18 protein-coding genes are annotated in these 20,344 nt (G+C 61.6%); 8 read left to right on the plus strand and 10 right to left on the minus strand.

All coding sequences use genetic code 11. From position 1 onward, the window contains the following. Positions 1–6 precede the first annotated feature (6 nt). The 7 genes from J3P92_RS11630 (at position 7) to J3P92_RS11660 (ending at position 4,460) form a co-directional block, all read left to right on the plus strand. A complete protein-coding gene (locus J3P92_RS11630) occupies positions 7–1,587 on the plus strand; it encodes an aldehyde dehydrogenase (NADP(+)) (RefSeq protein WP_434650849.1) in 1,581 nt (526 codons plus the stop codon). 237 nt (positions 1,588–1,824) lie between these two features. Continuing rightward, a complete protein-coding gene (locus tag J3P92_RS11635) occupies positions 1,825–2,121 on the plus strand; it encodes a DUF5629 family protein (RefSeq protein ID WP_420766542.1) in 297 nt (98 codons plus the stop codon). Next, positions 2,108–3,283, plus strand: coding sequence for a lactonase family protein (locus J3P92_RS11640; RefSeq protein WP_434650851.1), 1,176 nt, complete (start codon positions 2,108–2,110; stop codon positions 3,281–3,283). Before J3P92_RS11635 ends, J3P92_RS11640 begins: the two co-directional genes overlap by 14 nt. A gap of 155 nt (positions 3,284–3,438) precedes the next feature. Continuing rightward, positions 3,439–3,618 (plus strand): hypothetical protein, encoded by a 180-nt coding sequence (locus tag J3P92_RS11645; protein ID WP_420766540.1) that lies wholly within the window; start codon positions 3,439–3,441, stop codon positions 3,616–3,618. Positions 3,619–3,788: 170 nt separating this feature from the next. Next, the gene (locus tag J3P92_RS11650) at positions 3,789–3,914 is read left to right on the plus strand and encodes a hypothetical protein (RefSeq protein ID WP_434563761.1); all 126 of its coding nucleotides are present in this window, start codon (positions 3,789–3,791) and stop codon (positions 3,912–3,914) included. 115 nt (positions 3,915–4,029) lie between these two features. Further along, positions 4,030–4,209: a hypothetical protein gene (locus J3P92_RS11655; RefSeq protein ID WP_434650853.1), complete on the plus strand. Its 180-nt coding sequence runs from the start codon at positions 4,030–4,032 to the stop codon at positions 4,207–4,209. Further along, positions 4,206–4,460 (plus strand): hypothetical protein, encoded by a 255-nt coding sequence (locus J3P92_RS11660; RefSeq protein ID WP_434611122.1) that lies wholly within the window; start codon positions 4,206–4,208, stop codon positions 4,458–4,460. Before J3P92_RS11655 ends, J3P92_RS11660 begins: the two co-directional genes overlap by 4 nt. A gap of 4 nt (positions 4,461–4,464) precedes the next feature. Here J3P92_RS11660 and J3P92_RS11665 read toward each other — a convergent pair whose 3' ends face one another. From J3P92_RS11665 to J3P92_RS11705, 9 genes are all read right to left on the minus strand, one after another. Next, positions 4,465–5,067: a glutathione S-transferase gene (locus J3P92_RS11665; RefSeq protein ID WP_434650855.1), complete on the minus strand. Its 603-nt coding sequence runs from the start codon at positions 5,065–5,067 to the stop codon at positions 4,465–4,467. Further along, on the minus strand, positions 5,064–8,705 hold the full coding sequence (locus tag J3P92_RS11670; protein WP_434650857.1) for an AAA family ATPase: 3,642 nt from the start codon (positions 8,703–8,705) through the stop codon (positions 5,064–5,066). The genes J3P92_RS11665 and J3P92_RS11670 overlap by 4 nt, the downstream gene beginning before the upstream one ends. Beyond that, positions 8,702–9,946 carry an exonuclease SbcCD subunit D C-terminal domain-containing protein gene (locus J3P92_RS11675; RefSeq protein ID WP_434611130.1) on the minus strand — a complete coding sequence of 415 codons (1,245 nt, stop codon included), beginning with the start codon at positions 9,944–9,946 and terminating at the stop codon, positions 8,702–8,704. Before J3P92_RS11675 ends, J3P92_RS11670 begins: the two co-directional genes overlap by 4 nt. 169 nt (positions 9,947–10,115) lie before the next feature. After that, entirely contained in the window at positions 10,116–11,753 is a 1,638-nt protein-coding gene (locus J3P92_RS11680; RefSeq protein WP_434650858.1) for a BatD family protein, read from the minus strand. Then, positions 11,750–13,483 carry a tetratricopeptide repeat protein gene (locus J3P92_RS11685; RefSeq protein ID WP_434650860.1) on the minus strand — a complete coding sequence of 578 codons (1,734 nt, stop codon included), beginning with the start codon at positions 13,481–13,483 and terminating at the stop codon, positions 11,750–11,752. Before J3P92_RS11685 ends, J3P92_RS11680 begins: the two co-directional genes overlap by 4 nt. Continuing rightward, positions 13,480–14,559, minus strand: coding sequence for a vWA domain-containing protein (locus J3P92_RS11690; RefSeq protein WP_420766534.1), 1,080 nt, complete (start codon positions 14,557–14,559; stop codon positions 13,480–13,482). Before J3P92_RS11690 ends, J3P92_RS11685 begins: the two co-directional genes overlap by 4 nt. Continuing rightward, positions 14,552–15,046, minus strand: a complete 495-nt coding sequence (locus J3P92_RS11695) for a DUF4381 domain-containing protein (protein ID WP_420766533.1) — start codon at positions 15,044–15,046, stop codon at positions 14,552–14,554. Before J3P92_RS11695 ends, J3P92_RS11690 begins: the two co-directional genes overlap by 8 nt. Then, positions 15,043–15,987, minus strand: a complete 945-nt coding sequence (locus J3P92_RS11700; RefSeq protein WP_420766532.1) for a DUF58 domain-containing protein — start codon at positions 15,985–15,987, stop codon at positions 15,043–15,045. The genes J3P92_RS11695 and J3P92_RS11700 overlap by 4 nt, the downstream gene beginning before the upstream one ends. Before the next feature lie 9 nt (positions 15,988–15,996). Beyond that, positions 15,997–16,956: an AAA family ATPase gene (locus J3P92_RS11705; protein ID WP_420766531.1), complete on the minus strand. Its 960-nt coding sequence runs from the start codon at positions 16,954–16,956 to the stop codon at positions 15,997–15,999. A gap of 583 nt (positions 16,957–17,539) precedes the next feature. Here J3P92_RS11705 and J3P92_RS11710 point away from each other — a divergent pair. After that, complete coding sequence (locus J3P92_RS11710; RefSeq protein WP_420766530.1) at positions 17,540–17,908, plus strand: DUF6124 family protein; 369 nt, start codon at positions 17,540–17,542, stop codon at positions 17,906–17,908. 244 nt (positions 17,909–18,152) lie between these two features. On the opposite strand, the gene J3P92_RS11715 is transcribed toward J3P92_RS11710, so the two are convergent. Continuing rightward, positions 18,153–19,868: an ATP-binding cassette domain-containing protein gene (locus J3P92_RS11715; RefSeq protein ID WP_434650862.1), complete on the minus strand. Its 1,716-nt coding sequence runs from the start codon at positions 19,866–19,868 to the stop codon at positions 18,153–18,155. Positions 19,869–20,344 lie beyond the last annotated feature (476 nt).

Genomic DNA, 20,344 nt, shown 5'->3' on the forward strand with positions numbered 1-20,344 from the left:
CTTGCGATGAACCAGATCCTTGGTCACAACTACATCGGCGGTGCGCGCAGCGCGGCCGGCCAGACTCGCCTGCAGAGCGTCGACGCCAGCACCGGCGAGGCCTTGCCCCATGAATTCGTCCAGGCCACGGAGCAAGAAGTCGACGCGGCCGCCAAGGCCGCTGCGGCGGCGCATCCGATCTACCGCAGCTTGAGCGCGGCGCGCCGGGCCGAGTTCCTCGACGCCATCGCCGATGAGCTGGACGCCCTGGGCGATGATTTCGTCGCCGTGGTCTGCCGCGAAACCGCCTTGCCAGCGGCCCGCATCCAGGGCGAGCGCGGTCGCACCAGCGGCCAGATGCGCCTGTTCGCCAAGGTCCTGCGCCGTGGCGATTTCTACGGTGCGCGTATCGATCGCGCCTTGCCGGAGCGCACGCCGCTGCCGCGTCCGGACCTGCGTCAGTACCGCATCGGCCTGGGTCCGGTGGCCGTGTTCGGCGCCAGCAACTTCCCGTTGGCATTTTCCACCGCCGGTGGTGATACCGCCGCCGCCCTGGCCGCCGGTTGCCCTGTCGTGTTCAAGGCCCACAGCGGCCACATGGCGACCGCCGAGCACGTGGCCGATGCGATCATTCGCGCAGCGGAAAAAACCGCGATCCCGGCCGGGGTGTTCAACATGATCTACGGCGGTGGTGTTGGCGAATGGCTGGTCAAGCATCCGGCGATCCAGGCCGTCGGTTTCACCGGCTCCCTCAAGGGCGGGCGCGCCCTGTGCGACATGGCGGCCGCTCGGCCCCAGCCGATTCCGGTGTTTGCCGAGATGTCGAGCATCAACCCGGTAATCGTATTGCCGCAGGCCTTGAAAAACCGCGCCGACAGCGTTGCCCGCGACTTGACCGCCTCGGTGGTGCAGGGCTGTGGTCAGTTCTGCACCAACCCTGGCCTGGTGATCGGCATCCGCTCGCCGGAATTCACCGCGTTCACCCAGCAGGTAGCTTCGCTGATCGGCGACCAGGCGCCGCAGACCATGCTCAACGCCGGCACGCTGCAAAGCTACGGCAAGGGCTTGCAGAAGCTCCTGTCTCACCCGGGCATCGAACACCTGGCCGGTCGCGATCAGCAGGGCAACCAGGCCCAGCCGCAATTGTTCAAGGCCGATGCCAGCCTGCTGATCAACAGCGACGAAGCGTTGCAGGAAGAAGTCTTCGGCCCGACCACGGTGTTCGTCGAAGTCGCGGACCAGGCGCAACTGACCGCAGCCCTGAACGGCCTTCATGGCCAGCTCACCGCCACGATGATTGGCGAGCCGGAGGACTTCGAACAGTTTGGCGAACTGACGCCGTTGCTGGAGCAGAAAGTCGGGCGCATCTTGCTCAATGGCTATCCAACCGGCGTGGAGGTGTGTGATTCGATGGTCCATGGCGGGCCTTATCCGGCGACATCCGATGCCCGTGGCACGTCGGTGGGTACGCTGGCGATCGACCGGTTCCTGCGTCCGGTATGCTTCCAGAACTACCCGGACAGCCTGCTGCCGGAACCGCTGAAAAACGCCAATCCGCTGGGCATCCTGCGGTTGGTGGATGGGGTGCCGGGGCGCGAGGCGCTCTGAGGGTTGCGGTGAGGTCGTTACATTCGAGTTGAATGTGCCGGCCTCTTCGCGAGCAGGCTCGCTCCCACAGTTGGTTTTTCAGCAAACACAAATTTTGCATTCACTGGAGATCCCCTGTGGGAGCGAGCCTGCTCGCGAAAGCGATATGTCAGGCAACACTGCTTTCGAACCTTATGGCCCAAGGCTCACTCCTACATTGGGTTATCATGCCGCCTTTCCCAATGAACGTTGACCGCCATGATTGCCTTGACCGACACCCTGCTGCATGCCCTCGAACACTGCGACATGCTGATCATCGACGGGCTGCACGCGTTCGATTTCTCCCTCGACGAGCAAGACCAATTGCACGTCGAGTGCATGAACGGTCGCACCCGCGAGCATTGGCGTTTCACTGAGGCGCAGATGCAGGCCGCGACCTTCGACGAAGCCCTGAAGCATTGGATCATCACCAGCGATTCAGGCGATCACCACTTGGAATGCGTGGAAGCGACCAGCGGCCACGACGATGAGGACTCCGATCATGAAGATGCGTAGTTTCTGGCCCTTGTTGATGGCCGGCAGCGTCGGCGCCATGGGCGTCCAGGCGGACACTGGCGAGCGCCATCAGTTATTGGTGGGTTCCTACACGGCGGACCAGAGCCAGGGCATCTACCGGCTGCGATTCGACAGCCGCACCGGCCAGATCGATGCCAACCCATTGCAAGTGATCAAGACGCACAACCCTTCCTGGCTGACCCTTTCCAAGGACATGACCCGGTTGTTCGTGGTCAACGAAAACGGGCCGGGCCAGAAAGACCCGGTGGGCAAGGTCAGCAGCTACGCCATCGACCCGAAGACCTTTGAACTGAGCCTGATCAACCAGGTGCAATCTTTGGGCAACGAGCCGACCCACTCCAGCCTGAGCCATGATGGCCAGCATTTGCTGGTGAGTAATTATTCCGTCCTGGAAAACCCGGGCGGCACCTTGGTGGTGTTGCCGGTGGGCGCGGATGGCAGGTTGGCGCCGGTGGTGCAGATGGGCAGCCATCAGCCGAGTCGGGTCAATTCCGAGCGGCAGAAGTCGGGTCATGTGCATTCCTCGGTGTCGTCAGCCGATGGCAAATATGTGTTCGCCAACGACCTGGGGGCAGACAAGGTGTTTGTCTACCGTTACGACCCCAAGGCCAACCCCGAAATGCCGCTGACGCCTGCCGATCCGCCGTTCGTGCAGTTGCCACCGGGCAGCGGACCGCGCCATCTATTGTTCAGTGGGGATGGCAAGCACGCCTGGCTGACGATGGAAATGACGGCCCAGGTGGCCGTGTTCGATTACCAGGACGGTCGCCTGACCCAGCGCCAGCTTGTCGCGCTGGCCGATGGAAAGCCGCAGCCAGGTAAAGCCGCGGCAGCGCTCCATGCTTCCAAAGACGGCAAGTTCCTGTACGTCAGCAATCGTGGCACCACAAACGAGATGCTGGTGTTCGCCGTCGACCCGGCTTCCGGCACCTTGAAAGAGCTGCAGCGACGCTCCGTCGAGGGTGATCATCCTCGAGAGTTCAGCCTGGACCCGAGCGAAAAATTCGTTCTGGTCGCCAATCAGAAAAGCAATCAGATCGTGGTCATCGAGCGCGATCCGAAGACCGGCCTGCTGGGCAAGACCGTCCAGAAGCTGCCCATGGACGCACCAAGCGATGTGAAATTCCTCGTTCGTCAATAACCCGAGGCCCCGATTTTCGGGGCTTTCGGAGTTGTATCAACGAGACTGATAGTCGCTAGTATTACAAAGCATTTCAAGACGAGACGCCTCGGCGCGTAAGTTTGCTTCACGGCCCCACCGGGCAAGTCAGCCAACTGAATCCGAGGATTACCGCCATGAACATGAATCTTTTTTCCGTGATCGCCGCTTCCGCCATCTCCGCCACCGTGGCATTGCCCGCCAGTGCCAGCATCGAGATCAGCGACAAGAAAAACCGCACCCAGAGCTACACCGAAAAATACCTGCAACAGAGCGCCAACTTCTACGCGGCGCTGGATCACAAGACTCAACACTGAGCACGCTCACACTGAAGCCTGCGATCTTTTCGTTTCCTGCTGGATGCCCAGGGGAGAGAAAAGATCGCAGGCTTCGTGCGTTCAGGAGGAAAGTTTGTTGTGATGTCACATAGCCATGTGTTTAAATTTGACGCTAGTTAATTGACTCCTTGCTAATAAGGATCGACACCATGGCGATGCGTCTGGCAGTGATGTTGCTGTTCCTTTATTCCACCCCGATTGTTTCGGCGGCCCAGCCGATTCCCGGTGAATTGGAAGTGGCTCGCGAGCGATTGTTGAGCTTGTTGAGCGACTGAGCGGATAACTTTTATCGATCAATTAAACTGATGGTGACTATGCATATTAGTCGCTACTCATAACGGTTTATTTGATTGATTCTGTGGGCATTCAAACATGCCCACGGAGCCTCCCATGGCCAGTGCAATCCTCATCTGCGCCAAGCGCGGCGCCTACTTGGCCATCGGCCTCTACGTAACGCTGGTGCTGATAGTCAGTCTCGGCACCCAATACCAAAACGTTGCGGAACCCTCCCTCCAGGCTTCAGCCGTGAGCGTCACGCATGCCGTCGCGAAAGGAGCGGCCGGAGCATGAGCAGGTGCAAATTCTGGGTGATCGCCTTCCTGGCATTCATCACCAATGGCTTTTCATTGCTGGGATTGGGTCAGGCGTCGGCGGGGTCGTTGGCGCGGACCATCGAATGCAACCACAACATCGCCCACAACATCCTCACCGCCAGGGCGCTGGGTGTGTTGGTGGGGAACCCGCCGGTCAAGCCGAGGGCGGCGGTGTTCGGGCCGTTTCAAATTGATTGCGCCCAAGCGCGCATGTGCAGCGCTGGATAAATACCTATTTGGCCATGATCGTCACAAACAGCTCTGAATCCAGTAAACCCTGCAACCATTTCCGAAGCCGAGGGTAGGGCGACTGGGCAAACCACTCGCGATCTACATGGGCGAACTGGCGCACGAACGGCATCAGCGCCACGTCCGCCAGGCTCAGGTGATCCGCGGCCAGGAACTGGCGGTTTTCAAGCAATCCGTCCAGCTTGCGCAGGAACGCTTCACCCTCGCTCCGGTAATGCAGCGCCGAGTGGTCCGGATGGCGCTCCGGATATTTGTAACGGTTGAGGTGAAGCTTGAAAACCTGGTCGTTTTCTTCGATCAAGGTCGCCGTCAGGGCACGACCGTCGGGATCATTCAGCAATGTCCAATCCTGCGGATCATGCAGGCCCAAGGCCCAGTGCATGATGTCGAGGCTTTCATCGATGACCCGTCCATCGGCATGCAAGACCGGCACCGTGCCTTTGCTCGACAGCGCGAGCATTTCCGGTGGTTTGGCCTTGAGGCTCACTTCGACGATGTCCAGCGCGATACCGCTGTAGCGCAACGCCATGCGGGCGCGCATGGCGTAGGGGCAACGGCGGAACGAATACAGCGTGGCGCGGCTCATTTCACCTCCACCGTGCTCAATCCGTTGCCTTGGCGCCGGACCTGGATTTGCACCGGGATGCGCTCGTGCATTTCCTGCACGTGGGAAATGACCGCGACCTTGCGCCCCTGGGCCTGCAACCCATCCAAGGCGTCCATCGCCAGTTGCAGCGACTCGGGGTCGAGGCTGCCGAAGCCTTCGTCGATGAACAGCGACTCGATTCTCAGCGTGTTGGACGCCATCGAGGCCAGGCCCAGTGCCAGGGCGAGGGAAACAAGGAAGGTTTCGCCGCCGGACAACGAATGCACCGAGCGCAATTCATCGCCCATCTCGGTATCCATCACCAGCAGGCCGAGCATGCTGCCGCCGCGCTTGAGGCGGTAGCGGCGAACCAATTGTCGCAACTGGGCGTTGGCGTGGTGGACCAGCAAGTCGAGGTTGTACGCCTGGGCCAGTTTGCGGAAGCGATCGCCAGTGGCCGACCCGATCAATGCGTCCAGGCGTGCCCAGCGTTGGTACTCGGCGTAGGCTCGTTCGATTTGTTGGGCCAGGGCCTGGTTGGCAGTCTGCCTGCGCTGGTCCTCGGCCTGTTCGGCACGCAGCTCTGCGCAGCGTTGTTCGCTGGCCGCGAACTGCCCGTGAAGCGTGGCGAGGGCTTCGGCCAATTGTTCCGCCGGCAGGTTGCCGTTGTGTTGCGACTGGTGGTTTTGCAGCCGCTGCTCCCGTTCGGTGAGCAATACGCGGGCCTGCTCGATGGCTTTTTCGCTGTTGAGCAAGCGTTGCCGCAGGTGAGCGACCTGTTGGTCGTCGAGACCAAGCAACCCGCCCAGCGCGGCGTCGTCCAGTTCCGGATGAGCTGCGCGCCACTGGGCGATACCCGCGGCCAACGCCTGCTGTTCGGCCTCCAGGGATTGGGCCTGCTCATGGCGTGCCTGGAGTTCGGCAGCCAGTTGCACGAGGCTGTTGCGCAGATCCTGCAATTGTTGATTGGCCGTCGTCTCGGCATGGCGAGCCTGTTCCAGGGCCAGGTCGATTTGGTGCTGCCATTGTTCGGCGCTGGCGTGTACACCGAGCAGTTGGTGAAGCTTTTCCTCGCACGCCTGTCGTTGCGCGTTCAACGCGCTGAACTGGCGCTGCGCCGATTCCAGTTGCTGTGTGCGTATCTGCTGGCGATCCTGTTCTTTCTCCAGGGCTTGCTGGCGCTGGACTTGGTCGGCGAGCTCTTCGCGTTGCTGTTCCTGTTGCGCGAGGCGCTGGCTGATCCGCTGGTCGAGTTGCATGAACGTGGCGGCAGGTTCGCTGCGCAGGGCCTGCAACGTGTCGGCCGGCAACAGTGCGCTGAAGTGCTCAAGCTCCTCGTCCAGGCGCTGGCGATCCCGGGCCAGTGCCTGTAGCTGGTTGTTCAGGTGCTGCGAGGCTTGTTGGCTGGCTGTTTCTGCATCGCGCAGTTGCTGCGCCAGCTTGGCGGCGTCCTGTTGCAGCGTAAGCAGGGCGGCCTGGCGATGTTCGTCCTGGCTGATGAGTTGATTCAGCTGTGCGGTTTGCTGGGCCAGCCAGCTGTCGCGCTTGGATGAATCCTGGGCCAGCAGCTGCGCCGACAGCGGGTGAGCTTCAAGGCTTGGCGCCACGCTCCGGTGTTGGTCGGTGAGTTGTTCTTGCTGCTGCTTGAATTCCTTGAGCTGAGCAATGACCCCGCTGTACTGGGCCCGCAGTTCGATGACTTTTTCATTGAGCAGGTCGACGGCCTTGCGAGCGTTGGCCTGTTCGCTTTCATCGAAGCGCCCGAGGCTTTGCAGCAGCGCTTCGGGTTGGTGGTAGGGATGTTCGACACTGCCACACACCGGGCAGGGCTGGTTGTCCTGCAATTGTTCGCGCAGTTGCTCGACGCTTTCGCTACGGGCCAGGCGCTGGCGTTCCAGCAGCTCGCGGGTCACGGTCAGCGTCTGTTCGGCGACCGCCAGCTCGGCCTTGGCTTCGCTGCCTTCACGCACCAGTCGGTCGCGTTGCTGCAAGGCTTGCTGCTGGCGCTGTTCCAGTTCGGCGACACGCTTGTCCAAATCCTGCTGGCTGGCCCACAACCGAGCCAGGTCTTCGAATGCACGTAACTGCTTGCGGTTGTCTTGCAGCAGGTTGCCAAGCAGTTGGATCTGTTCGGCCACGGCTTGCGGTTCGGCACCGGCCTCCTTGTAGAGCACCTCAAGACTTTGTCGGCGGGTTGCGAGGTCTTCGGCGGCACGAGCGGCGGTTTGTTCCAGCAGCGCAAGTTCTTCCTGGCCCTGGTTCAGTCGATTGCCGATCAGCATCAGTTGCTGGAGGCGATCGCGGTAGGCGCCCCATGCATCACTCAGTGTTGCGAGGTCTGTGCTTTGTTCCAGTTCGCCGGCAATCCGTTCAAGCCGTTCGCCAACCTGCTGCTGTTGTTCCAGCAAGGTGTCGATCGTGCGCTGGCCGTCGGTGCTTGCCTGCTGGGCCTGCTGCAACTGTTCAGCGCCTTGCTCGGCCTCCCTGGCCAGGCGGGCAAGGCTGCTTTGTTCGTCGAAGGCCTGACGCAGCAGTGGCGTGCTGTCGGTGCTCTGCTGGCGGGCGGCGGCCACGGCCAGCTGCGCGATGCCGAGGCCTTTTTCCAGTTCGGCCTGCCGTTCATGCAACTCGACGTGTTGCTGCGTCAGCTGTTGGATCCTGGCCGCGAGCGGGTCCAGCTGCCGGGCCAGTTCCGCCTGACGGATGAACTGATGCCGCTGGGGTGCCAGCTGTTCCAGGCGCGTCAGTTTCAGGCGTTCGTCTGCCAGCGCCTCCCAATCGGCCTGGGCCCGTTGCAACTGCTCGGCGGCGCTGGCCTGTTCGTCCTGCAGATGGCGCAGGTCCTTGAGCCAGGCTTGTTGCTGCTCCAGTTGCTTGAGCTGCGCCTGTTGGGTTTTGAGTTGCTGCTGGGCTTCGTTGAAGTGCTGATCCAGCTCGGCGCGGGCTTCGGGCGATAGCGGTGTGACGCCCGTGGCCTGGTCCTGCAATTGCTTGTGGGTTTCCTTGGCCTGCTTGGCTTTGTCGAAGGCACGACGACCGAGGCGTGTATACAGCGCGGTGTCGGTAAGCTTTTCCAGCAATTCGCTGCGGTCGTTGTCGTCAGCCTTGAGGAAGGCGCTGAACTCGCTCTGGGCCAGTAGCACGGCACGGGTGAACTGCTCGAAATTCAAACCGAGGACGGCTTCCAGTTGCGCTTTGTATTCGCCTTTCTGGCTGGCCAGCAGTTGGTCATTGTCCAGGTCACGCAGGCTCTGGCGGCTGGCTTGCAGCTTGCCGGAGGCTTTTTCCCGGGCACGATTGGCCTCCCAGCGAGCCCGGTAGCGGCGACCATCGATGCCGCGAAAATCCACTTCGGCATAACCCTCGCCGGTCCCACGACGCAGCAGCGTGCGTGGATCGCCCGTGCCGATTTCGCCGTCGGCGTCGGGCACCTTGGCGTCACGACCGGTGTTGTTCAGCCGTGGCACCGCGCCGAACAGCGCCAGGCACAGGGCATCGAGCAAGGTGCTCTTGCCGGCGCCCGTGGGGCCGGTGATGGCGAACAGACCGGCGCTGGCCAAGGGTTCGGCGGTGAAATCGATTTCGAACGGCCCCGCCAGGGAGGCGAGGTTCTTGAGACGGATCGCGAGGATTTTCATGGCTGTTCGCTCTCCATCTGTACATCCTGCAACAGCACGGCAAAGTCCTTGAGGGTCTGGTCATCGACTGGGTTGCCGTAGGTGTCCTGCCAGGCGCGGCTGAACAGTTCCTGTGGGCTGAGCTGGTCGAGTTCAATCAGCGCCGCGCCTCCATCGGCATCGCCGGAGCCACCGCTGCCGGCATACTCGGCTGCGATCCGCACCAGTCGCACGGCTTTGCCTTGCAGGGCGGTTTCGACCTGATTGCGCAGGTCCGGCTGCGGTTCATCGAGGCGCACCCGGACTTCCAGCCAGGGCTGGCGATGGATGTCGGCCAGCAAGTCGATGTCCGGCAAGTCCTTAAGTTGCACCAGGATGTCGGCCAGGGGCGCCGGGCCCAGGCGTTGCAAGTTGACGGCGCGGGGAATCAGCCGTGGTTCGACGCTGACCAGGGTTTCGCCGTTTAGGGCGATGTCGAGAATCTGGTGCCGGTAGCCGATTTCGGAAAACGACAACGGAATCGGCGATCCGCTGTAGCGGATGCGTTCTTCACCGTTGACCTTTTGTGGCTTGTGCAAGTGGCCGAGGGCGACATAAGTGATGCTTGGGCCGAACAGGCTGGCTGGCAGGGCTTCGGCGTTGCCGATAATCAGGCTGCGCTCGGAATCCTCCGATACCGAGCCGCCGGCCATGTGTGCATGGCTGACGGCAATCAGCGCCTGGCCCTTCTTGCGCTTGGCGTTGGCGGCGGCAATCAGCCATTCGTGGACCTGGCCGATGCCGCGCAAATAATCATCCCCCAGTTGCGCGCCCGTGACCTCGGCCGGCCGCAGGAACGGCAGGGCCAGGCACCAGGCCCGGACCTTGCCCTTGGCGTCGGGCAGCGGCAGCAGCAGGCGCTCGACGTCCAGCTGCCCATCGTCCAGCCACAGGACGCGGCCCAGGGCATGGGTGCGCAGGCGGCGCATCAGCGGCGCCGGCAATTCAATGCGCGAACCGGAATCGTGGTTGCCCGCGATCATGACGATGGTCAGGTTGGCGTTTTGTTCATGAGCGCTGACGATGAAGTCGTACAGACGCTCCTGGGCTTTGACGGGCGGGTTGACCGTGTCGAAAATGTCGCCGGCGATCAATAGAACGTCGGGTTTTTCGCTGGCCAGCTGACGCAGCAGCCAATCAAGGAAACAGGCGTGTTCGAAGTCGCGATCCTGGCCGTGGAGGTTTTGCCCCAGATGCCAGTCGGAGGTGTGAAACAGACGCAAGGCAGACTCCAGAAAACAGACGATGGCCGCGGGAAGAGAGGCGGCGCAAAAATGCAGAGTTTACTGGGAAACGCGGGGGAGGGGGCGGCTCAACTTGGCGAGCACTACAGCTGAGCCAATTGTGGCGAGGGGATAAATCCCCTCGCCACAGAAAGCGGTGCTATCCCGGCTATTTGGGATAAAGCGGTGGCAAGCTGGAATCACCCGCCGCGTCCGGCGTTCCCTCGAGCGGCGGAATGGCGCGGATGGCGCGCCACAGGTCTTCGCCTTGCCAATATTGGCCGGTTTCGCTGTAGAGGGCGCCGTTCAAGCCGTCGAGGGCATCGGACAGCGGCACGAAGCGCGCCGCCATGTCGGCCAGGGTTTCCGGTTGCTGCCGAGCCCAGGCGTCCAATGCCTGGCGAGTAGCGTGGGAGTCGTTGGCCAGGCAGGCACGCTTGAGGTCATCGAGCAGGGTGCGCGGGCTTGGCCCGGCCTGGGTCGAGCGCAGGACGGCGGGTTGCCAGCGGGCGCGCCACCACAGGCCGAAACCGAGCAGCGTCGTACACGCCAGAATGAGCGTGCTCAACTGCCAATACCAAAGTGTCTCGCTGTCGACGGTCGTGACGATCTGCGCAGTGCCCGCCGGCGTGTCGACCATCAAGCTTGGATTATTCGCCACTTGCAGCGTGCGCGCGGGCAGGCTGGTGCGGTCCAGGTGATCTTCCAGCGTGTTCCACCAGACCACTTCAACCGGCGGCAGCTCGATAGTGCCGCTGCGGTTGGGCACCAGTGCCTCGCGGTCTTCGCGGCTGCCCACCAGGCCACGTTCGCTGCTGCGGCTGCTCAGCACCGGCTGGTCGGGGTAACGGCGCAGGCCGTTGATTTCGGTAGCAGGCAGTGGCGGCAATTGGGCGCTGGTCAGACCCTCCGCTTCCAGGGTCAAGCTGCGGGTCAATGAGTCGCCGACCTGGCTGTGGGTCGGTTCCGGGCTCCAGCTTTCGCTCAAGGACAAACTGCGGGCCGGCAGCCAGGGAAGGTCGGCCGGGTAGCTGGCGGGTTTTGGCTTGACGGTCAGCAGCAACTGCGTGGAGCTTACGCGCATCAGTTGGCCGGGCTTGGCGACGGGCGATGCGCCGCCCTGAGCGGTGGGTTCGACCAGCGTGGCGCTGAAGGTCTGGGCCGGGACCGCCAGCTCGCCGCTGCGCTGCGGATAAATGCCATAACGCAGTTCGATAACGCCGTGGCGCACGTCATTGATGACTTTCTCGTAGGTGCGCGATTCGCCCAGTTGCTCGGTGCGCGCATCGGTGATGTGCAAGGGTGTCAGGCTGCTGTCATCGTAGAGCGACACCGAATGGTAGATGCGCAAGGTCAGGATCGCCTGGGCCTGCACGTACACTTCGGCCTGGTCGAGGCTGGCTTCGATGAACACCGGTGCGAGGGTGCCGGAAGCGTTGCGGGTTTCGCTTTCGATCACCTGCAACGTGATCGGCTGGCTGGTCACTTCCCCCAATTTCAGGGCCGGGATCACCACGGTGCCGCTCTGGCGGGGAAGCAGTGTGACGATCCAACGGGTCGTGGCGCGATTCTCGCCGTCGAGGGTGGTCAGTTGGTTGACCTGGCGGGTGCCTCGTACGTCGAACAATTCCTGGAGCGGGCTCAGATCGGGTTTGCCGAACAGCGTGGCGTCGTTGGATTCCAGCGTCAGTTCCACGGTCTCCCCCGAATTCAGGCGGCTGCGATCCACGCTGGCAGTCAACTGCGCAGCCTGGATCCCGGCAGTCCAGAGCAGCAAGGCGAGGAGGTAGACGGTGAAGCGGGTCATTGATCTTTTTCCTGGGCCTGGTGGCTTTGCTGTTCATACCAGAATTTACGCCTGAGCAGCTCTCCCGGGTTGTCCGGGATCTGGCGCAGCCATTGTTCCAGCGCCTGGCGTTGTTCTTCTTCGTTGCGTTGACCCGCGGCCGGGCGAAGCGGCGGGGTGGTGGTCTGCTCGTCGGGCAACTCGCTGCCCGGCACATCCTGGGCGCCGGGCGGTGGGGCCTCGGACGCCTCGGAGTCGTCCGGCGTGGCTGTCGCTTCGGAGGAGGGGTGGCCCTGCTCGGACGACTGGCTCGGCCTGTCGGTCTCCTGCGGTTGCTCCGAGGGAGGCGGTTCCTGGTTTTCGGCAGATTCGGGCTCGTCCGGTGGCGCAGTCTGTTCTTTGAGCAGGCTTTCCACCAGGGCTTTGTTGGTCTGCGCCGGACGCAGGTCCGGTTGCAACTCCAAAGCCTGCTCATAGGCATCGATCGCCGCCTCCAGCTCACCGCTGCGGGCCAGTGCATTGCCGCGATTGTAGTGGGAGCGGGCGTCGTTGCCTTCGGCGAATCGCCGAGCCGCTTCGCTGTACTCGCCGGCTTCGTAGAGGGCGACGCCTTGCCATTGCCTGTCCTCGAAACGGGCGGCGGCCTCGGCCGGGCGTTTTTGCTTGAGCAGGTGCTGGCCTTGCTGGTCGGGACGCAACCACAAATCCTGGAATTCGAAGGCATGGCCCGTTTGCGGCAAGACGAACAGCAGCGGCAGGCAGAAAAGCCAGCCGCGCCGCCCAGCGCACGCCGCCAGTAGCAACAGCGGCAGAAGCAGCCAATAACCCTGGTCAGCCCAAGTGTCCAGGCGCAATGTCTGGCCATCGCTGCGCAGTTGGCGCGGTGCGTCCATCAGGCCCAGGCCGCGCAGGTCGCTGTCGTCCACATGCGTGGCGCGGTAACGGCCGTCCAGCTCATTGACGAAGGACTTGAGGCTCGGACTGTCCAGGCGCGGCACGAGGATAGCGCCCTGGGCGTCCTTGAGGTAACTGCCGTCGTCCTGGGCCACCGGCGCGCCTTCGCGGGTGCCAATGCCCAGCATCAGCAAGCGGGTGGCGGAACCGTCCAGGACCTGGCGAATGCCCATGCGTTCCTGCTCGCTCAGCGACGAAGCGATCAGCAGGATACGCCCGTGGCCGAGCCCGGCCTGGTCCAGCAGGGCCATGGCCTTGTTGACGGCAAGGTCGGCGCGGTGGCCGCCTTGGGGCATGATTGGTGGCGCCAGGGCTTCGAGCAGGTTGGCGCTGGTGGCCAGGTCATCGGACAGCGGCACCAGGGTGTGGGCACTGCCGGCGTAGACGATGATCGCGGTCTGGGCGTCGCTGCGGTTGTGCAGCACGTCCAGTATTTTGCGACGGGCTTGTTCCAAACGCGTGGGCGGGACGTCGGTGGCAAGCATTTCCGGTGTCAGTTCGAGGATGATCACCAGCGGATCGGCGGGTTTCTGGCTTGTCTGCTCGACCCGTGTCCAGCTGGGGCCAAGCAAGGCCAGCACCATCAGCAGCCAGCCCAGGCCCAGGGCAATCCAGGGCAGTTTGCTTTCACTTCCGCTGCCGCCGCTGAGCAGCACCCCGTGGAATGCCGGGGGCAGGATCATCTGCCAACGGCCCACGCGTTTTTGCCGATGCCACAGTTGCCAGAGCAGCCAGCCCAGCAAGGGCAGCAGCAGGATGAAACCGGGGCGCAGCCAGTGCGGCCAGAGCGCGATCATCGGCGCCTCCGCAGTCGCAGGCGCTTGAGCCGCTGGCGCCATTCGGAAGGGTGCGCGGGTTGAAACAGCGGCTGGGTGAACAGGCGCTGCAATGGATTGTCCGGCCAGCGCTCCCGTGCCACCAGCAACATACTCAACACCAGTGCGACGGCTAGCGGCCACTGATACAGCGCGTGGGCCGGGCGGGCCTGGGTCGGTTGCTGGGACACCGGTTCGAGCTGGTCAAGCGTTGTCTTGATCGCCTGCAGTTGCTCGCCGTCCTCGGCCCGGAAATACTGGCCGCCGGTCACCTGGGCGATTTCTCGGAGTGTCGCTTCGTCGAGGTCCAGGCTCGGGTTGACGCCCAGGAACCCGGCGGTGCCACTTTGTTCCGGATCGGCGCCCACGCCGATCGGATAGATTTTCACGTTTTCATCGGCAGCCAACCGCGCGGCGGTCAGCGGGTCGATCTCGCCGCCGTTGTTGGCGCCATCGGTCACCAGAATCAATACTCGGCTCTGCGCCGGGCGTTGACGCAGGCGCTTGAGGGCCAGCCCGATGGCGTCGCCAATGGCGGTGTTTTTGCCGGCGATGCCTACGCGCGCTTCGTCGAGCCAGCGCCGCACGGTGTGGCGATCGAACGTCAGGGGCGCTTGCAGATACGCCTGAGTGCCAAACAGAATCAGGCCGACCCGGTCACCTTCGCGGCTTTCGAGGAAATCGCCGAGCGTGCGCTGGACCAACGCCAGACGGCTGACGTCTTCGTCCTTCCATTGCATGTCGGGAAAGTCCATCGACCCCGACACATCCACCGCCACCAGCAGGTCGCGACCGCTCGCGGCGATCGGCAACGGCTCGCCCAGCCACTGCGGGCGGGCGGCGGCGATCAACAACAGGAGCCAAAGCAGGATGAAGGGGGCCTGCTGGCGCCACGTCGGTAGATTGGCCCGGGCCCGGCGGCCCACCAACCCTTCGAGTTCATCGAGGAAGCTGACCTTGAGCGCCGGCTCGCCACTGTCTGCAGCCGGCAGCACCAGGCGCATCAGCCAGGGCAGCGGCAAGAGGACGAAGATCCACGGCCAGGCGAATTCAAACATGTTTGCGAATCCAGATTTCGACGGCTTGGGTCAGGCCGGCGATGGCTTTGTCATCGAGCTTGCATTCGGGTTTGTAGGCGCCCTCCACGAGAATCATCCATCGGGTCAGGCCGGCGGCCGGGCAGCGGTTATCGAGGAAGGCCAGCCATTTGCGCCCATTGAGTGTGTGGCTCTGGCTGTACGGATAGTGATTGCGGCACAAGCGCTTGAGCAGCCCGTTGAGTTGTTGCAACCAGGCGCCGGCCGGTGCGCCGTCGTAGGGCTTGGGCAGCAGCGCGAGCTCGGCCAGTGCGGCCAGGCGCACCGGGTCCAGCGGTTGTTCGGCCCGGGCGCTGCTGCGTTTGATGGGGATGAATCGGCGTAACTGCCACAAGCCCAGGCCCAGCATCGGCAGTAACAACAGCAACAGCCACCAGCCCGGCGCGGGCGGCCAGAATCCGATGGGAGGCGGGGCCATCAGTGGCTGCAACTGATCCAGGCTGCTCATCGGGCTTTCCCCGGGCGCTTGGGATTCAGGTATTCACGCAGTTGTTCGACCATGTCGCCTTGAGTGCTCAAGGGGAGCATCAGGATCCGCAGCTTCTGGGCCAACATCTCCCAGCGCTCCAGCCGTGCTTCGGCCTTGGCGCGATAGGTCTGGCGTAACTCCAGGTTCAGCGTGTCGAGTTCCAGTTGCTCGCCGCCCTGGGCAAAACGCAGCAATCCGGCAGCGGGGAGGGCGTGATCCAGCGGGTCGGACAATGGCAACAGCAGCAGGTCGCAATGGCGCGAGAGAAGGGTCAGCTGCTGCTCGGCGCTGTCGGACAAGGCGCGCTCGTCGCAAATAATGATCGCCAGGCTGCCGGGGCGCAGCACCTCCCGGGCCCGGCGCAAGGCAACGCCGAAGGAGTCGCGGTCCGACTCGCCGTCGGGCTGGAGGGACTGATTGACCCGGACCAGACGGTTGAGCAATTGCAACAGGCTCTGCTTGCTGCGCCGTGGTTTGACTTCGTAATGGGCGTTGTTGCCGAACACCAGTCCGCCAACCCGGTCGTTGTGCCCCAGCGCGGCCCAGCCGATCAGGCTTGCGGCCCGAGCGGCCAGCACCGACTTGAAAATCAGCCCGGAGCCAAAGAACAGGCGGTGGCTCTGCTCGATCATGATGAATATCGGCCGCTCGCGTTCTTCGTGGAACAGTTTGGTGTGGGGTTCCTGGGTCCGCGCGGTGACCCGCCAGTCGATGGTGCGCACGTCATCGCCGGCCTGGTAGACCCGCACCTGATCGAAATCCACCCCGCGCCCGCGCAGCTTGGAATGGTGCAGGCCAATCAGTGGGCTGCGCTGGCCAGGCGTGGAGAACAACTGCACTTCGCGCACGCGATGGCGCATCTCGATCAGCTCCGAAAGGCTGACGCGGATGCCCGGGACGGGCGCCAGTGGGTTATTCATTGTCGATACTCAAGCGACGGCGACGACGTCGAGAATCCGCTGCACGACCCGGTCCTGATCGATGCCGGCGGCTTCGGCCTCGAACGACAGGATGATGCGATGGCGCAGCACGTCGAACAGCACGGCCTGGATGTCCTCCGGGCTGACGAAGTCGCGCCCGGCCAGCCAGGCGTGGGCGCGGGCGCAGCGATCCAGGGCAATCGAGCCCCGTGGGCTGGCGCCGTAGGCGATCCACTCGGCCATTTCCGGATCGAACTTGGCCGGGTTGCGGGTGGCCATGATCAGTTGCACCAGGTATTCCTCCACAGCATCGGCCATGTACAACCCGAGGATTTCCTTGCGCGCCGAAAAGATCGCCTGCTGGCTGACGCGCCGCTCCGGCTTGGTCTCGCCGTTCAGTGCCTCGCCTCGGGCCTGTTGCAGGATGCGGCGTTCCACCGCAGCGTCGGGGAAACCCATCTTGACGTGCATCAGGAATCGGTCGAGTTGGGCTTCGGGCAGGGGGTAGGTGCCTTCCTGCTCGATCGGGTTCTGTGTCGCCATTACCAGGAACAGCGGCGACAGTTCATAGGTGCTGCGCCCGACGCTGACTTGCCGCTCGGCCATCGCTTCGAGCAAGGCGGACTGGACCTTGGCCGGGGCCCGGTTAATTTCATCCGCCAGCACCAGGTTGTGAAAGATCGGCCCTTGCTGGAACACGAAACTGCCGGTTTCCGGACGATAGATCTCAGTGCCCGTGATGTCGGCCGGCAACAGGTCGGGGGTGAACTGTATGCGATGGAACTGCGCTTCGATCCCCTCGGCCAGCTCCTTGATCGCCTTGGTCTTCGCCAGCCCTGGCGCGCCTTCCACCAGCATATGCCCATCGGCGAGCAAGGCGATGAGCAGGCGCTCGATGAGTTTTTCCTGGCCGAGAATCTGCGTAGAAAGAAAGGTTCGCAGCGCCAGCAGCGCTTCACGATGTTCCATCGATGACTGTTCCTGGAAAGGGTGGCCCAGGCGTTCGGATAACGCCGGGGCTGGGGGCGTTACTTTAATGCATGGCGGGGGGTGGCGACTAACGGGATTTTGATCGGCCGTGTGAATTGTGATCGGCTTGGAAACATTGGGGGGTGGGTTTGCTTGCCAAGAATCCCACCCGGACAGGCGCACTTACCCCGTGGCGAGGAAGCTTGCTCCCGCTTGAGTGCAACGCACTCTCAAAATGAAGGGGTGTTTATCCGGACGTAGGAGTGCTCTGGAACAGGCTACGTTGTCTTGCGCCATTGCCTACGACTGCGCCAGAATCCGCCGGCTTGTGCGCTTGGAAGGCAGGTTCTATCGTTTCCGGGTCGTTGAGGAATCAGCGATCGGGTTTGGTAGCCCGGTTTTCTGGCGCAGGTGCAGCCTGATATAGGGGGCTTTTCGTCCTCTGTTTTATGGTGGTCATGCGCAGGGCGTCCTTGGACGCGCCGGGTTGCCAGATAACCGGTCTACCAACCTTCGTATGGCCACCTCCCTTCGTTTGGTAGCGAGAGAGATGGCTCCAATTTTCTAATCTGGAGTTTCATCTATGTTCAAAGTAACGCCCAACCCACCGAACACCGATTCGTCCTCACCGCGCCCAAAAACCAAGTCCCAAAAACACGACGAAGTCACCGACCGAGTCCTCGACCATTACCTAAAACGCAAACCGGCCAAACCCGGAGCAGAACCTGCCCCCGGCCAACTCTTTACCGTCAACAAGGACATCGACACCGAAAGCTTGCTTGCCTACCTCAGCGAAACCCTGGCTTCGGCCAATGCCATGGCCAATGACTTGGCTTTCGACCTGGACGGTTCACGCCGGCATTTCCTCCTGGGCATTCAGCAACTGATCGAACTGGGCAGCCTGCTGGCGAACCGTGCACTGGACAACATCGAAACCCGTCAGCCGACATAACCCCGTGGCGAGGGAGCTTGCTCCCGCTGGGCTGCGCAGCAGCCCCAAACCGAGCCGGCGCGGTTCCCCATACACACCGCGCCCGCCGGGCCTGCGACTGCTGCGCAGCCGAACGGGAGCAAGCTCCTTCGCCACAAGGGACTTGTGTCATTCCTTAAATTTGGGCAAACGGCAAAACCTTGGGAGCGAGCCTGCTCCGGCGGCGATCCGACGATGACGGCAGCAGATCCAGCACCATATTTCGCTAGTTCTGCATCCGAATCTCATCCACCAGCAGCTTGATTGCTGGCCTGTCGATAAGATCCAGCCAGCGACCATCCTCCACGATTGCCCCGTCATGCATCACAATGACCCGGTCAAATCGATGCAGGTGGTCAATGTCATGGGTGACACATATCAACCCTTGCCCGGCAAAAACGTCGAATAACAGGTCCCATAGAGGCGTGGTCAGCCTGGGTTCGATGGATGCGCTTGGCTCGTCGAACATATTGAATTTTCCGGGTTTGTTGATAAGGCGCAGCAGTGATAGGCGTTTAGCTTCGCCTCCGGAGATATTCGATGCATTTTCGCTGACCTGCCGTGTTGTCACAATCTCATCCAGTTCCAATTGCCGTATGGCTCTAGACAACTTCGGCGATGCGCTGCCTCCGAACAGAACCGATTGTTCAAAAGAACCCTCCAGAAATCGCGGTTGTTGGGGGCAGTATCTCAAGGCGTCCAAGTGGGCTTGGCCGGTCAAAAGTGAGACCGGTACCAAGTCGATGCTCAGTAGGTCTCGCTTTGATGCATCAAGCCCGGCGAGGACTTCCAGAAAAGTGGTTTTGCCTGCGCCGCTAGGGCCCGTAACGGCCACTGATTGCCCTTGAGCAAATGCCAGGGAGCGCTTGATCGACAGGCGAAGCGGTCCCGTTCCCGTCACTTCGCAGGGGCCGAGTTCCAGAACTGAGGAGCGCTGGGAATCAACCAAGGCCAGCCGATTGCTGCGATCGAAGTCCGGGAGTGATAGCAGACCCTGAAATTGACCCTGGTCTGCAAGGAACTGATCAAGAACACGATACCCGTCAGTCAAGGTTGAAATACTGAGCAGATAACTCCCCGCGATTGAAAAAATGGCAACCAACTGCCCGACACTGATACTGGGCTGACCCGAAAGCTGGTCCAAGACGCCCCAGTAGAGCAATCCCCCAGTGGAGAGGCTTACGAACAATATCTTGGCGGTGCTCAGCAGGCCGCCAGAGGATGCGGTAGTGACAGCAGCGCTGGCATAACGTCTGAACGCCGCGTTCAACGGGTGCAGGGCAGTAGGTATGGCACCTTCCAGCTTTATGTTTTTCCCCGCGTTGAGGGTGTTGTAGAGGTGTGCACTTAACTCATCTTCCTGTTCATTGACTGCATCGATGTGCTTTCTTCGCCATTTGATAATTTGGTGGGTGGTAGCCAGATAGATAACTCCGGATGCCGTCATGCTCAAAAAAATATCACCACCCCCTATGTAAACAAAAGCTCCCCCAACAACTATAAACTCCAGGAGTACGGGGAGCGCAATGGTTACAATGAAAGTGAGTAGTTGTTCGTGGGCAGTAATTCCGCGCTCGACCGATTTGATGAAATGACCGATTCTCCAAGAGTTAAATAACGAAAATTCTTTACCTATGAGTTCGGTGATCCACTCAATGGAGGCGCTCATGATAATGCCCTGTACCAGCTTGGACAGCGCATGGAGCTGCAGAGGCGTGATGACGGCATGAATACATCCCGCGACAATCAGGCCTGTCGTCATTGCAAGTAGAGTGCTCGATGCTGGATTGCTATTGTCTTGCAGGGTATCGATAATGGTTCCGAGTAACAGCGGGGGGGCAAGTGTGATGAGCTTGAGTGCGATAATTGTGATTACGGTTATTGCTAGAAGCTTGGCGTGTTTTTTATAGGCGGTTTTTATCATTGCTCGGATGCTGTGCATGTACTCGCTCCTGGTTGCTTTGCGTTCGATAATTCAACCGCGTAACACGTACTGAGGCACCACCAAGCGACCGTTTCTAATGATGTTGAAGCGCTCAAGTCCTGGGATATAGATCTGGGTGACGATGCTGTTGCCTGAGAAGCGGGCTACCGTTCGGTCGAGTATTTCATTCGTTTAATGGATAGTTTTTTTGCAGTCAGTGACGCGAAAAAATCGGCTTCCGTTGCGAGCAGATCTTTAGAAAGGCCTAATGCCTGCGGCAGGCCGAAAAAGGTATGATTTATTTCAGAGCGTTTCCTGCCCATATCGATTACTCCAATGTAATTAATGGGCGTCGCGATGCGAGCGCCCAACTTGCGTTTGTTCGCAAGTGATTGATTAATAGCATTGGGGTGATGTGAAGGCTATTGCGTGACTTCGGAGGCTGACGTAGGTTTGTTCTTGCCGTTGAGTAGGAGGGAGATGTAGGAATGTAG

Source organism: Pseudomonas sp. D3-27 (genome assembly GCF_051132165.1).
Classification (GTDB): domain Bacteria; phylum Pseudomonadota; class Gammaproteobacteria; order Pseudomonadales; family Pseudomonadaceae; genus Aquipseudomonas.

What these genes read in the sequence shown, in the direction of transcription:
- J3P92_RS11660 (WP_434611122.1), top strand. Translation starts at nt 4,206, where the DNA reads ATGAGCAGGTGCAAATTCTGGGTGATCGCCTTCCTGGCATTCATCACC.
- J3P92_RS11665 (WP_434650855.1), bottom strand. Translation starts at nt 5,067, where the DNA reads ATGAGCCGCGCCACGCTGTATTCGTTCCGCCGTTGCCCCTACGCCATG.
- J3P92_RS11695 (WP_420766533.1), bottom strand. Translation starts at nt 15,046, where the DNA reads ATGAGCAGCCTGGATCAGTTGCAGCCACTGATGGCCCCGCCTCCCATC.
- J3P92_RS11705 (WP_420766531.1), bottom strand. Translation starts at nt 16,956, where the DNA reads ATGGAACATCGTGAAGCGCTGCTGGCGCTGCGAACCTTTCTTTCTACG.
- J3P92_RS11655 (WP_434650853.1), top strand. Translation starts at nt 4,030, where the DNA reads ATGGCCAGTGCAATCCTCATCTGCGCCAAGCGCGGCGCCTACTTGGCC.
- J3P92_RS11630 (WP_434650849.1), top strand. Translation starts at nt 7, where the DNA reads ATGAACCAGATCCTTGGTCACAACTACATCGGCGGTGCGCGCAGCGCG.
- J3P92_RS11645 (WP_420766540.1), top strand. Translation starts at nt 3,439, where the DNA reads ATGAACATGAATCTTTTTTCCGTGATCGCCGCTTCCGCCATCTCCGCC.
- J3P92_RS11685 (WP_434650860.1), bottom strand. Translation starts at nt 13,483, where the DNA reads ATGATCGCGCTCTGGCCGCACTGGCTGCGCCCCGGTTTCATCCTGCTG.
- J3P92_RS11690 (WP_420766534.1), bottom strand. Translation starts at nt 14,559, where the DNA reads ATGTTTGAATTCGCCTGGCCGTGGATCTTCGTCCTCTTGCCGCTGCCC.
- J3P92_RS11680 (WP_434650858.1), bottom strand. Translation starts at nt 11,753, where the DNA reads ATGACCCGCTTCACCGTCTACCTCCTCGCCTTGCTGCTCTGGACTGCC.
- J3P92_RS11715 (WP_434650862.1), bottom strand. Translation starts at nt 19,868, where the DNA reads ATGCACAGCATCCGAGCAATGATAAAAACCGCCTATAAAAAACACGCC.
- J3P92_RS11640 (WP_434650851.1), top strand. Translation starts at nt 2,108, where the DNA reads ATGAAGATGCGTAGTTTCTGGCCCTTGTTGATGGCCGGCAGCGTCGGC.
- J3P92_RS11635 (WP_420766542.1), top strand. Translation starts at nt 1,825, where the DNA reads ATGATTGCCTTGACCGACACCCTGCTGCATGCCCTCGAACACTGCGAC.
- J3P92_RS11710 (WP_420766530.1), top strand. Translation starts at nt 17,540, where the DNA reads ATGTTCAAAGTAACGCCCAACCCACCGAACACCGATTCGTCCTCACCG.
- J3P92_RS11670 (WP_434650857.1), bottom strand. Translation starts at nt 8,705, where the DNA reads ATGAAAATCCTCGCGATCCGTCTCAAGAACCTCGCCTCCCTGGCGGGG.
- J3P92_RS11650 (WP_434563761.1), top strand. Translation starts at nt 3,789, where the DNA reads ATGGCGATGCGTCTGGCAGTGATGTTGCTGTTCCTTTATTCCACCCCG.
- J3P92_RS11700 (WP_420766532.1), bottom strand. Translation starts at nt 15,987, where the DNA reads ATGAATAACCCACTGGCGCCCGTCCCGGGCATCCGCGTCAGCCTTTCG.